Here is a 13699-nt window from a genome sequence, read left to right as displayed (position 1 = left end):
CGTTTTTTTAGAGAACGGCACATCAAATCCGAAAACTTGAGTTGTTTTTGATTCAGTAATAATTTCATTAACTCCTGCATTCAAAAATACAACTTCATTCACTTTTTCAATACTTTCGATATTAATTGAAGATTTGATTTCTGATTTTTGTTGTTTAGGTAAGAAAAATAGCACTCCAATAGCTATAATAGCTATTAATACCACATTCAATAGAACACTAAACATATTAAATTTCTTCTTTTTATTTGTACTTCTCAATTTACATACCCTCCACTATTTTTGCTTTTCTGAAAGAATCTTCTCTTTTAATAGCATATGTAAATTCTACACATTCTAAAAATAACAGTCAACATAATATTTCATATTATCTTCTAAAAATATTAATACCCTCCAAAAAAGTATAAAATAGGGTTGTTGCATCTTATCTTATTCTAAAACAAAACAGAAAACCCTGACCATCTCTGGTCAGGGTTATTTGTTGATTTTAACTCTTTTTCATGATTAGAAACTAAATGGACTTTCTATATTTTCTAAGAAGATTTCCAATCAATTGGCCAATAAAACTAATGGCTCCATAAACCATTGTATAACTACTGGCAGAGTCATTTAAAATAAACACATTCGGAAACCACAATAATCCAACGATAACAGAAAAATACCATTTAAATCCATTCTTTTTAGCATAGATGAGTGAAATAAGGAATACAATTGTAGGGATAGCCGTTAATAGTAGAAAGATACCACTTCCTATATCTTTCACTAAATATAATGGAATGAGATAATACATCATTGCAATAACAATATAGACGATATACTTTTTTATCAATCCTTTCATTGCATTCTCCTCCTTTTTTACTAGAGATATCTTCTTAGGAATTATAACATTAATGTATTTTTTTATTGTGAAGACCTTGTAGAGATATTGATGAAAAGCAAAAAAACAGCCTTGCAAGAACCTAAAGAGGGGAATTCTAAGAACTTACAGCTGTTCTTAGTTAGTTCTTGTAAGACTGCTTTTTGTTTATTAAGTATTCAATCGGACTTTCTTATTGTTGATTGAATAAGTTTTTAATACTTTCAAAGATGGAAGTGAAAAATTGGGCAATTTTATCCAACCATCCTTCGTTTTTGGCTTGTTCGACTAAGCTGTTAATCTTTTCGCCGACTGATTTTGACAAGTTATTTAATTGCTCTAATACTTGTTTGGAATCAATCGCACTTGTGTTTTGGTAGTTTTGTGCAAAAGTGACTAATGCATTAATTTGATCTTTAGAAATCACATTTTGCAATGAATTATTCTTCAAGGCATCATTAATAATGCGTTCGATATCTTCCTTAGTTGCTAGTTGTCCTTGCTTTTGTTTGAGTTCTGCTAGTTCTTTTTTGATTTCAATCATCGCTTTATCGAGTTTTGAGGAATCAAATCCCTTCTGGTTTGCATTCTCTTGCGCGATTTTATTCGTCACTTCTAATTCCTGTTGAGCTACTTCAGTACGTTTGGCATCCAGCTGAACCCCGTTTGCTTCGAAGGCTTTATATACACCTGTTAAAGCGGACTCTCCAGTTACCTTTGATACTGCTGCGACTTCAATTTCCGCATCTGTTACCCCTGCTGTAATGGCTGCATTAGCATATTGCTCTGCTGTCACTAGTGTGATATTTTCAGGCGTCTTAATTCGAACCTTCACACCAGTCCCTTTATCTTTCTTTTGTACCATCACTGAAGAAATCATAATAGAAGTGTTTCCATCTCCACTTCCAAGATATTTAATCATATCTTGTCCAGTTGCTTTTTCGGTTTTCACTGCATTTGGATCTTTAATTCCTAACAACTCTGATGTCTGTTTAATTTGCGATTCATTTAACCCTCCGCCATAAACAACGGTTGGTTTCCCCCATTTTTCATCAATGGTTGATGTATCAATTGCATATGCACTTTTCATGGTTACTCCAAGTAAAGCAAGCGCAATTACGGTTCCTTTAATCCATTTCTTCATGGAATGAACCTCCTTTGTTTAAAATCGTAACTCACTCGTTACACCTATAGTATACAAAAAGAACTTTAAGAAAAGAGTGCCCTTTCCTTAAAGTTCTTTATCTATTTGTTTAAGAATTTGTTAACGTCTTCGAGTAAATGCCTTCATTGTTGTTGGTGAGAAAAGCATAATGATTGGATAAATTTCCAAACGTCCTGCAATCATTCCAATTGAAAGGACAAATGTATTAAAATCCGAATACATCGAAAAGTTGCTTGTAGGCCCAACTTGGCCAAGGCCTGGTCCAATGTTGTTAAAGGTTGCGGCCACACTTGAGAAGGCTGTTATAAAATCGCCTGCTTCAAATGACACACAGAGTAACAATACGAGGAAGAATAATACATACACAATTAAGTAGTTAGCAATACTCTTCTCCATCTTATTGTCGATTGGTTTTCCATTCATCGTTGGAACAAAGACACGGCGAGGTTGTCCCATGCGCTTTAATTCGGCAATCGCACTCTTGAAGTACACGATGATACGAGAAACTTTAATCCCCCCTGCTGTTGACCCTGCGCATCCCCCAATAAACATTAGTAGAAGAAGCAAGGCATGTGGGAACACTCCCCAGAGTCCAAAGTCAACCGTTGAATATCCCGTTGTCGTAATAATCGACGATACCGTGAAGAAGACGCTACGAATTGGAACTCCTAAAGCCGTTTGTGTAATCGTCAATACTGCGAAGATAATCATCGTAAAGCTAAGGACGATTCCGACATACGTACGCATTTCTTCATCTTTGATAACGTCTTTAACAGCGCCTAAAAGAATAAAGTAGTACAAGTTAAAGTTGATTCCAAAGAGCATCATCCCTACTCCGATAATCCATTCCACAGCTGCAGAATTGGCGTAAATACTAAATCCGGCATTATTAATCCCGAAACCACCCGTTCCAGCTGTACCAAACGCTAGAAGCAACGCATCAAAGAGTGGTACTTGAAAGATGACTAGAATAATCACGAGTACGGCAGTCATCGCTAAATAAATCAAATACAAAATTTGTGCCGTATGCGCTAGTTTCGATACAAGTTTCCCAAACACAGGTCCAGGTACTTCCGCACGCATTAATTGCACGGATTCAGAACCATGACTTGGCAGAATCGCAAGTGCAAAAACCAGTACCCCCATCCCACCGACTAAGTGAGTGAAACTTCTCCAAAATAATGAAGAATGCGCTAATACAGAAAGGTCTGGAATAATGCTTGAACCCGTTGTTGTTAATCCACTTGCTGTTTCAAAGAAGGCATCTACCACATTAGGAATTTCCCCCGTAAAGACAAAAGGTAATCCTCCAAAGAAAGAGAGTAAAATCCAACTCAACGCAACGGTAACGACCCCGTCCCGCGCCATTATTTTAAGTGGCTCAGGCTTTCTAAAGCTTAAGAGAGAGCCAATCACGAGCAACATCAGAATCGTACCAGCATAAGCTAGTTTTTGAGTGTGTGACTCTTGATAAATAAAGCTAACAATCAGTGGTAAAGCTAAAAGTGCCGCTTCAACTTGAAGCATTTTTCCCACAAAATAGCGAACTGTTTTAATATTCATTGCGACACCTCTATTCCAAAATGTCATTAATGTCGTCAAAGTCTTTTTCCGTTGTCACAACGATTACCTTATCAAATGGTTCAATCGTATCATTTCCGGCTGGATAAATCAGTTGTTGTCCACGGACGATAAACGCAATCAAGAGATTTGATTTTGTCTTTAGTTCAGATAGTGGAATACCACAAATCGCACTATTCTTTTGAACACGGAATTGCAGTGCTTCAACTTGGTTATCTGCTAAACGGTATAATGCTTCAACATTTGACCCTTGAGTATTTGAACGTGAACGAACGAATTGAATAATTTCATTAGCCACGATATGTTTAGGCGTCACAACTGATTGGCTGTCAAAACCTTTAAATACTTTAAGAAGAGCTGGACGACTCATCTTCGTAATAATTTTTTGAACGCCTTGTTGCTTAGCATATGCAGAAAGGATTAAATTTTCCTCGTCAATCCCTGTCATTGATACAAACACATCATATTCTGTAATGCGTTGTTCCTCTAATACATCGTGATCCGTTCCGTCGGCATGAATCACTGATGTATGAGGGAAGGCATAACTTAAAAATTCACTGCGCTCTTCATTTACTTCAATCACTTTCGTATCGATTTTAGTTTGTTTCAACATATTGAGTAAATAATAGGTGATACGACCACCACCAACAATCACAGCTGAAGAGACACTCTTCGTTTCTTGTCCTGTTAATTGTAAGAAATTGCGCAAGTCAGGATACGCTCCAGTAATATAAACATGGTCTCCTGCCTCTAGTGTTGAGTCTCCGTCAGGAATAAAGCTTTGCTCGTTACGATGAATTACACAGATTAAGATGGATTCAAAACGGTTACGCACTTCTTTTAAAGTTAATCCAGCAAGAGGTGATCCTTCGTTGATTTCTAGCTCAAGTAAGCTCACTCGATTTCCAACGAAATTTTCTACACTTAATGCAGAAGGATAATTAAAGTTATTCGCGATATCACGAGCTGTCGAAAGCTCAGGGTTAATCAGTAATGAAATTCCTAAACTTTCACGAATGAGTTGTAATTGTTGTGAATACTCAGGATTACGCACACGTGCAACTGTATATTCCGCCCCAATTTTTTTCGCAAGGATTGACGCAATAATATTAATTTCATCCATTTCCGTTACGGAAATAAAGATATCACAGTTTTCCACTCCTGCTTCTACAAGAATGTCGTAACTAGCACCGTTTCCACAAATTCCCATTATATCGAATTTGTTTAAGAGTCGATCAATTATATCTTGATTTTTATCAATCAATACAATGTCATTTTCTTCCGTTGAGAGTTCTTGGCAAATCACTTCTCCGACTTTTCCCCCACCGACAACAACAATTTTCATTTTTTTCCTCCAGATTGAAAATCTTATACCCTCCCATTTTACCCGTCTGGTGCGAAAAGGTCAAAGTTTATCTTGTTTTCTAAAGGGGCAAAGAATGTTACACTAAGGTCGGAGGCAATTATGATCGAACATGAATTACAACAATTAACCAAGGAGCTCTCACGGACTTTCTTTCACCGTGACTTTACGCATCAGATTAGTTATAACAAGCGTCTGCGTTCCAGCGGCGGTCGTTATCTTTTGAAGAGCGGAAATATCGAGATAAATCCCCTTGTCGAACAAGAATTGGGGCTTGAAGCGCTGATTGGCGTGATTAAACATGAACTCTGCCATTATCACTTGCATCAAACAGGTCGTGGCTACCGTCACCAAGACCAGGACTTTAAACAACTCCTTCATCAAGTGGGCGGAAGTCGCTTTGTAGATCGCATGAGCGAGCCGAACTTCATTTACGAATGTTCAGCGTGCCATCACCGCTACCCTAGAATGCGTAAGATGAATACGAAACGCTATGTATGCGGAAAATGTCATGGAAAACTAATTCTTTTAGATTGAAATTCCACTAAACATTTGTTAAACTGAAATAGTTCTGCGGTCGTGGCGGAATGGCAGACGCGCTGTCTTGAGGGGGCAGTGGGTGTATACCTGTGCGGGTTCAAGTCCCGCCGGCCGCATAAAGAGAATGAAATACCCTAGATGGTTATCCATCTAGGGTATTTTTGTGGTTGTAGATTAAAAGAATTTGTGCAGTGATTAAGATCTCTGCTCTGTTTGCGCAGTGGTTTATTGACATTCTTTTCATCACTCATGATTCAAGAATGTCTAATAAACTTTGCGGGCGAAAGACTACGAAGCAGAATGACTTCACACAGTGAAATCATTCTTTGCTTCTGTCTTTCTGCCTCACATCCTGTTTGTAGTTGAACTCGGGCTCACAGGACTGCAAAACTTCACACTGTGAAGTTTTGCTTCCCGAAGTATCCGCACGACTTGTTTCAAGTCCCTTGCGTTACTCCGGTCCAGTGTTTCAGTCCTGAGCGTTCGCCCTCGTATCCTCATCGCATAGTAACAAACTCTTCACTTCCTGTAGGATGAATGGCTACGGTTGCGTCGAAGTCAGCTTTTGTTGCCCCCATTTTAATAGCTACAGCAAAGCCTTGAATCATTTCGTCAACGCCATATCCAATCCCGTGAAGTCCGACTACTTTTTCATCTTGTCCTGCTGTAATCAGTTTGAAGCGTGCTTGTTGGCGATGACTTGTCACAGCTGAATACATTCCAGCAAACGTTGACAAATAGGTCTTCACATTTTTCTCACCATACTCTTTAACGGCTTGTTCTTCTGAAAGTCCTACTGTTCCAATGGCTGGGTGTGAAAAAACAACTGTTGGAATCGTTGTGTAGTCCATTTTCGCGTTTGTTTGTCCGTTAAATAAACGTTCTGCTAGTGTGCGTCCTGCTTTAATCGCTACTGGTGTTAATTCTTTTTCACCAGATACATCTCCTAAGGCGTACACCCCTGGAGCTGTCGTTTCTTGGTACTCATTCACTTTGATAAATCCACGTTCTGTTAATTCAACACCTGCTGCTTCAAGGTTTAATCCTTCGGTATAAGGAATGCGTCCTGTTGCCCAAATGACTTTTTCAGCAGTAAAACTTGTTCCATCTTCAAATTGAATTTCCACACTATCATTTTCTAATTGAACGAGTTTTTGAGGCACTTTATTAGTATGCAAAGTTGGTCCTGATTTTTCCATTTCCTCAACTAGCACTTCAATAATCGAATGATCGAAGTTACGAAGTGGACGATCGCGGCGAACAAATAGGTCTGTCTTTACGCCTAGAGCATGTAAAACACCCGCAAGTTCTACGGCAATATATCCAGCACCTAAGATGGCTACAGATTGTGGCAACTCATCCCATGCAAACACATCGTCAGAAGTTCCCCCAAGTTCTTTACCTTCTACATTTGGAATCGCAGGTTTTGCCCCTGTTGCAATTACAATATGGTTTGCACGATACTCTTCCCCATTCACTTCAATTGTGTGTGCATCGACAAAGCGCGCGTACCCTTTAATCACCGTTACATTGTTTCGTTCAAAAGTTCCATTATAAGAATTACGGGAACGGTCAATATACGCTTCACGGTTTTTCTTTAATGTCTTAAAATCAAATTTTACATTTTCTGATGTAAAACCATAGTCTGGTCCATACGCGTGAATCGCTTCAGCAATTTGCGCTCCGTACCACATAATTTTTTTAGGAACACAGCCGATATTCACACAGGTTCCTCCAAGTAAGTTCCCTTCTACTACGGCCACTCTTGCCCCATGCATGGCTGCACGGTTTGCTGTGGCAATACCACCGCTTCCGCCACCGATAGAAATTAAATCAAATTCTTTCATTCATTCTTCCTCCTTTTTGTCACATTCATTCTATCAGAGCGCTTTTGCTTTTGTCTTTAACCCTGCTCATGAAATGCTTCTAAGCACACAAAAAATGATTACTGCAAAGCCTTGCGTAATCACTGTAACGTTGCACCGGAGCAAGCCTTGGTCTTGCTCCTTCGAAACTTCAAACGCGGAGTAAGGAACAAGTTCCTACTCCGCGTAAGCACAGTGGTTGAATGGGATGAGCTTCGCTGTTTCCAGCTAGCTCATTCCTATTCAACTTTGTGGGGGAAAGAAAACTAAATAGCGTAAATACATAAAAGTATTTACGCTATTTCTGTCTTTCTCCCTCACATTCGATGCTATTCACGTTACTGCGATTATAAAACCCGCAGGCTTCTTCGTAATCATTTTTTAGTGCTATCTCTTTTTGAGTCAGAGTTGAATAATGCTCTGATAGAATCACGTGCCAAATAACGGCCTCTTTACTCCTTGTTCCTGTGCTGAAAGATAGCTTCTGCTTTTCAGGTTTAGAGCTTGGTGCTATCTAGCCTTCTAATTAGTGCGGTGACTAGAGCTTTTCTAGCCAGATAGCGCAAAGTGTTTGGACAGCTGGAATAATGGTTGTAATCGAACCATGGTTGTCGTATGCCTTATACCAAAGTTTGCCATTAGAATCGAAAGCGTATTGGTACACCACAATCCAGTGATTTTTATACGGGCTACCTAGAGCGGCGGTCGTTCCTACTACAACAGGAACTCCATCATCAAGAAGGCCCGGTACAACTTTTTCACTAAATAAATTAAAGTGTGTTTTATAGCCGTATTTCTTCCACTCGTGATTGAGTCCGCGTTGCACGTCCCAATAGAAAGTTCCTCGATATGGAAACGCGTATTCAATGGATGCTTCCATCCCCTTCAAAAGTTCGTCCATTGATTGTGTCACTACTTCTTCGCGTTTTGCCATCAGTACTGTTAACGTAGCAGCTGCATACGTTCCACAAATTCCTGGTGTCTTTTCATTTACATAAGCTTTGAACGGTTTCATTTCACTTTCAGGAAGACCTCTCCATTCAACGTTCTCTTCTAATATGTGTTTTTTCTCCCACTTCATTCGCATTCTCCTTATTTTTCAAAATGGTATTCCTTTACTTGTAATTTTTCGTCAAGGTCAAATACAAGTGGTGTTCCTGTTGGAATTTCGAATTTCAAGATTTCGTCTTCGCTAAGGTTGAGTAAGTATTTCACCAGGCTGCGAAGTGAATTACCGTGAGCTACGACTAGAACATTCTTGCCGTCTAATAAATCCACCGCAATCTTATCTTGCCAAATTGGAAGCACGCGGTCCAAGGTTGTTTTCAACGTTTCTCCTTGAGGAAGGTCCTTCACTTGTAGATGTTTGTAGCGTGGATCTTTAGCTTGTTTAGCCGCTTCTTCCTCGCTAAGCAGTGGAGGCATCACGTCGTATGAACGTCTCCAAAGCAACACTTGTTCGTCGCCGTATTTTTCACGTGTTTCTTGTTTGTTGAGTCCTTGTAAGGCTCCATAGTGGCGTTCGTTTAATCGCCAACTCTTTGTTTCTGGTAAATAGTCTTGATTTAATTCAGACAAGACAATGTGTCCTGTGTGGATGGCTCTTTTGAGGACTGATAAATAGACATGATCAAATTGGATGCCTAATGGGCGGAGCATTTCTCCTGCATGATGCGCTTCTTCTACCCCTTTAGGAGTTAATTCCACATCACTCCAACCGGTAAATAAATTGAGGGCGTTCCATTCACTTTCTCCATGTCGAACAAATACTAATTTCATGTTCATTCCTTCTTTCTGAATTTCTACTTATATTGTACGCCTGTTCTCAGAAAGTTTCAAAGAACGGCGCCCGATGTGTTGCTATTTGCCCTAAATCATCATTTAGTGGTAAAATAAGCTGATATCTATTTCATTAGATGATTGGTAGAAACACTACCTGAAAGGAACATTATGAAATTACTAACGATTATCGAAAAGATAAAACGATTCTCGAATCAGGACCTAGCACTGTACTTACTCATTATCAGTAGCTTCCTTCCGTTTTATCTATTTCTAACATTGTTCGTCTTATATATCATACTTCTCGCCTTTACGGGAAAATTAAAACAAGTCTTTAAAGACCTACTCTCTCACCCGTTCTTACTGGCGTTTATCGGATTTAGCTTTATCGTATCAATGGTAGCCGGCAACTATATCGGCGCTGTCATCTCGGTTGGATTCGTGATGTATGCGATATTCTTTAAATACTATCAAAGACGATTGACACCGGACTTTTTCCATATTGTTCTACAGACAGTCTTACTCCTCAGCATTTTCGCTGCGGGGTTTGCGTTCTTAGAACACTACGAAATCGTTCATAAATTTAACTACACCTTCCTATCACCAAAGATGCAAGTATGGCACCAAAACCGTGCGGAAGTAACCTTCTTTAATCCGAACTACTACGGCATTATTTGTTGCTTCTGTATTATGATTGGCTTCTACTTACTCAGCATCACGAAGAGTTGGTTCTGGAAGTTCATCGGCGCTGTCGCGATTGGTATTAATCTATTCGGCCTTAGCTTCACGCAAAACAGAACGGCTTTCCCAGCGATTATCTGCGGAGCGATTATTTACCTCTTCACGACGATTCGTAGCTCGAAAGCATTCTGGCTTAGCATCGCCGCATTTGGAGTTGGACTCATGTTCCTCTTCTCAAGTGACATCGGTGTTCGTATGGGAAGTTTTGGCTCATCCATGGAAGAACGCGTTTCAATTTGGAATGCCGGCGTGGTTCTCTTTAAACAAAATCCATGGTTCGGGGAAGGACCTCTGACCTACTTGCATAGTTTTGCAAGAATCGGCGCCAGATACCACGAACACGCGCACAGTTTATATATCGATACCATTTCAAGCTACGGGATTATCGGAACGCTGCTTTTAATGATTTCTACTCTTCAACCAGTGCGCATGATTATGGAAATGAGTCGTGATCCTAAGAAACGTCCAATCGTTGGTCTCTATGTGTCACTCATCGTTGTACTTTTCGTACACGGCATTTTCGATGTGGCCATTCTTTGGGTACAAAGTGCCTTCCTTTTCTTACTTGTAATGACAAGCATCCCAATGTGGATGAAACAAGAAGAAAATAAAATGCCTCATGAATAGTAAACAATAAAAATCCCAACTGTCACTTCTGTGATAGTTGGGATTTTTAGTTGTCTTATTTTGTTAAGTTACGAATGTTTTTGAAGATGTCTTTATGATTTTCAATCTTCGTATCATTTCCAATTACGACAAACGCATTTTGATCCATAATGGCTTTCATCGTTGGAGCGTATGCACGTACCTTTTCAGGAGTTGCCCCTAAGATTTCATCACGGAACTGCTGCACTTTTACTTGCGTCATATGCGTGAAGTAACGGGTAAAGGCTACCGCACCTTTTTGAGAGGCAGAAAGCGGACGATCGATCGAACTGAATGTCCCAATCAAGTTCTTTTCAAATTCCGCCTTAGACAAGTTGAAGTTTTCTAAGTACTCCACTTGTCCGTCATATCGTTCGAGCGTTTCAACGATGTTAGGGTCGCGGTAAGAAAGACCCGCTACATCCCCTTTATCATTAATGACACTCATACCGCCGTATGCCCCACCTTGAACACGAACTGTATTCCATAAATAATCAAGTCCTAAAACTGATTTTAAGAATAAGTTCATTCCGTTCACTGGAACACCTAGAAGCGTTTGGTTATATCCTTTTGCGACATAGTTAATTTCTTGCGCTGTCTTAAATCCTTCGTTTAACACTTCCACTGGATTGGTGAAGGCTTGTTTTTCAACTTTATGATTTCCAAGATGTTTGAAGAAGTCCTCTGACACTTGTTTGAAGTGGTCGAAGTCAACTTTGCTTCCGACAAAAGTAGCCACTAATTGGTCTGTTGTTAAAATCGTTTTTAACACAGCTTTTAGGCGGTCAATAAACGCTTGAGGCTCTGCGTCAAATCCAGCGACCACATCACAAATGAAATCGTAATAATCAATTCCTTCAAGAGATTGAGCATATTTAGCTCCTTCATAGTAGTAAGATTCTAAACGATGAAGTGCAGCCACATGTGAGCCATAGTTGAAGTTCATTTCTAAGTCTGCTTTCACATTGAGTAAAAGCTCCTTGATTTTTTCTACATCATCCAAGTTCGAACGATGAACGATTTCTTCAATCAAGCTCAAGAGCTGTGGTTGATACTCAGACAAGGCTTTCCCACTCACTGTGAATTTAGGATAGTAGATATTGTCTGCTACCGATTCAGTGATCACTGTCGCGTTTGTTCCAATTCCACCTGTATAGAAGTCAATTTCTGTGCTGAGAGCTTCATCTGTGAAGTTCTCCGTTCCAACTTCCCCTAATACTTCTGTTAAGAACGCAACGACTGGAATATCTTCTGTCTTCACACCGGATAAATCGAAATAATATTTCACATAAGAAATTCCCGCTGTAAAATCTTCATAGTGTAGGAAGGTTGGTTTTCCTTCATTTTCTTCTATCGTTAATGGTAAAGGTTTTACTTCTCGATCGATATCTTCAATCGATAGTTTTGGTAATTTTGCTAAATCTTCTTCCTTATCAGGAGTTGTTTGGCGTTCTAATAATTTTTGAGTTTCTTCGACCAATGCTTCTAATTCTTGATTACTTAGTGAAGCTTTATAGGATGCTAATTGTTCTTTTAGTGCTTGGTCTTTACGCTCAAGAAGTCCTGGTTCAGGAGAAAGTGTAATAACTGCTGAGTGAGTATTCTCTAATAACGTACTTTGAATTAATTTTTCGAAGTATCCATTAGTCATTTCTCTTTGAATCTTATCTAAAATCGGTTGATACTCAAATGTCTCGAACACATTTCCACCATATAACCAGCTCGTTAGCGCATTTAAAGAATACAGAATGCCTTTAGGAGTAGAACCTTCTAATGCTGTAAGTTCTTTGTATCTGAAAGCTGCTTTGTTTAATGCTGCTTGAATGGCTTTTTGAGGAATTCCCTCTTCAACGAGTCGTTTTAATTCTGATTCAATAATCGTAATAAATTCTTCTTTTGCAGAAGGATTTGTATCTTTGAGAACAATTTCAAATATAGGTGAATATGTTGCTGCACCAAAACCACCAGATACATCAGAACCGAGCCCTGATTTCAAAAGTGCTTTTTTAATAGGTGCTGTATTACTTCCTAAAAGAAGTTCGTCTAATACGGCTAAAGCAATCAGTGATTCAGCATCGGTGCCTTTTCCAGCAGCCCAAACATAAGCAAGCAATGTTTTGTTTTCTTCAGATTCTTCTTGAGAAATCGAGAATTTCGCTTCTAATTCATGTCTTTTTTCAAACGGAGCTTGTTCAACAGGACCAAAGTCATATGCTTTTGGTTCGAAGGCATCAAAATATTCACTTAATTGACCAAAAGCAACGTCTAAATCTAGATTCCCGTATAATGTAACACGCGCATTGCTTGGGTGATAATATTTGTCATGGAAAGCCACAAATTTCTCTTGCGTTAATGTTGGGATGCTAGCAGGCATTCCTCCTGAAATATGTTTATACACCGTATCTGGATATAAAGTTGGTTCAATTAAACGATATAATTCTGATTCTGGTTGGGAGAAAGCCCCACGCATTTCATTATAAACAACGCCTTTATAAATCAGTTCATCTTCAGCATTCTCTAGGTGATAATGCCATCCCTCTTGCATTAAAATTTGAGGGTCATGCTTGAAGTTCGGATAGAACACAGCGTCTAAATAAACTGACATTAAATTGGTAAAATCTTTTTGATTGCGAGAAGATACTGGGTACACTGTTTTATCAGAATAAGTCATCGCATTTAGGAAAGTATTCAAAGATCCTTTTAATAACTCTACAAAAGGTTCTTTGGTTGGATACTTTCTAGATCCATTTAATACTGAATGTTCGATAATATGTGCAATTCCGTTATCATCATATGGTGGAGTTCTAAACGCGATATTAAAAGCTTTATTATCGTCTTCATTTTCTAAATAAAGAACTTCCGCTCCTGTTTTTTCATGTTGATATAAATACCCTACTGAACGGATATCTGGTAAGTCTCTCTTTTCTAATAATTTAAAGCCATTAAATTCTTTTGGCATAAAATTCCTCCTTCTTCTTAAAAGGTTTGCACCCATTTTAACACTTTTGGTGCGAAAAAAGAAGACAAGGGATAGAATTAGATGTTTTGTGAACCTATTTTATGTACAATAAATAAAATCACAGCTTTGAAGGCTTGTATATCCATTTATTCCCTAGAGAATTTTCATATTTTTAAAATGTAACATATATGTTACATTTTACTTTTTT

Annotated in this window: 10 protein-coding genes, 1 tRNA gene and 1 pseudogene; 3 read left to right on the top strand and 9 right to left on the bottom strand. The window is 38.8% G+C overall.

What is annotated here, in order from left to right:
• From Q0594_RS07150 to trkA, 5 genes and pseudogenes are all read right to left on the bottom strand, one after another.
• Positions 1-258: pseudogene (locus Q0594_RS07150) on the bottom strand (phosphoribosylglycinamide synthetase); the annotation flags it as partial.
• A gap of 250 nt (positions 259-508) precedes the next feature.
• On the bottom strand, positions 509-835 hold the full coding sequence (locus tag Q0594_RS07145) for a hypothetical protein (protein ID WP_298730843.1): 327 nt from the start codon (positions 833-835) through the stop codon (positions 509-511).
• Positions 836-1046: 211 nt separating this feature from the next.
• Positions 1047-1997: a DUF1002 domain-containing protein gene (locus Q0594_RS07140; protein ID WP_298730841.1), complete on the bottom strand. Its 951-nt coding sequence runs from the start codon at positions 1995-1997 to the stop codon at positions 1047-1049.
• Positions 1998-2117: 120 nt separating this feature from the next.
• The gene (locus tag Q0594_RS07135) at positions 2118-3581 is read right to left on the bottom strand and encodes a TrkH family potassium uptake protein (RefSeq protein ID WP_298730839.1); all 1464 of its coding nucleotides are present in this window, start codon (positions 3579-3581) and stop codon (positions 2118-2120) included.
• A 10-nt stretch (positions 3582-3591) separates the two neighbouring features.
• A complete protein-coding gene (trkA, locus tag Q0594_RS07130) occupies positions 3592-4944 on the bottom strand; it encodes a Trk system potassium transporter TrkA (protein WP_298730838.1) in 1353 nt (450 codons plus the stop codon).
• Between the two features lie 120 nt (positions 4945-5064).
• Here trkA and Q0594_RS07125 point away from each other — a divergent pair, with 120 nt between their 5' ends.
• Together Q0594_RS07125 and Q0594_RS07120 are read left to right on the top strand one after the other, a co-directional pair.
• The gene (locus Q0594_RS07125; protein WP_298730836.1) at positions 5065-5499 is read left to right on the top strand and encodes a SprT family protein; all 435 of its coding nucleotides are present in this window, start codon (positions 5065-5067) and stop codon (positions 5497-5499) included.
• Between the two features lie 36 nt (positions 5500-5535).
• Positions 5536-5618 (top strand) — tRNA-Leu (locus Q0594_RS07120).
• A gap of 381 nt (positions 5619-5999) precedes the next feature.
• Here the strand turns inward: Q0594_RS07120 and gorA are convergent.
• From gorA to gpmA, 3 genes are all read right to left on the bottom strand, one after another.
• Entirely contained in the window at positions 6000-7349 is a 1350-nt protein-coding gene (gorA, locus tag Q0594_RS07115) for a glutathione-disulfide reductase (protein ID WP_298730832.1), read from the bottom strand.
• A 556-nt stretch (positions 7350-7905) separates the two neighbouring features.
• The gene (locus Q0594_RS07110; protein ID WP_298730830.1) at positions 7906-8448 is read right to left on the bottom strand and encodes a dihydrolipoamide dehydrogenase; all 543 of its coding nucleotides are present in this window, start codon (positions 8446-8448) and stop codon (positions 7906-7908) included.
• Positions 8449-8459: 11 nt separating this feature from the next.
• A complete protein-coding gene (gene gpmA / locus Q0594_RS07105) occupies positions 8460-9146 on the bottom strand; it encodes a 2,3-diphosphoglycerate-dependent phosphoglycerate mutase (protein WP_298730828.1) in 687 nt (228 codons plus the stop codon).
• A gap of 171 nt (positions 9147-9317) precedes the next feature.
• Here gpmA and Q0594_RS07100 point away from each other — a divergent pair, with 171 nt between their 5' ends.
• Positions 9318-10514 carry an O-antigen ligase family protein gene (locus Q0594_RS07100; RefSeq protein WP_298730825.1) on the top strand — a complete coding sequence of 399 codons (1197 nt, stop codon included), beginning with the start codon at positions 9318-9320 and terminating at the stop codon, positions 10512-10514.
• 55 nt (positions 10515-10569) lie between these two features.
• Here Q0594_RS07100 and Q0594_RS07095 read toward each other — a convergent pair whose 3' ends face one another.
• Positions 10570-13491: an insulinase family protein gene (locus Q0594_RS07095; RefSeq protein WP_298730822.1), complete on the bottom strand. Its 2922-nt coding sequence runs from the start codon at positions 13489-13491 to the stop codon at positions 10570-10572.
• Between the last annotated feature and the right edge of the window lie 208 nt (positions 13492-13699).

Source organism: uncultured Granulicatella sp. (assembly GCF_938030755.1).
In the GTDB taxonomy this organism is placed as follows: domain Bacteria; phylum Bacillota; class Bacilli; order Lactobacillales; family Aerococcaceae; genus Granulicatella.
The sequence above is the reverse complement of the archived record's forward strand: the minus strand, read 5'-3'. Positions and strand labels throughout refer to the sequence as shown.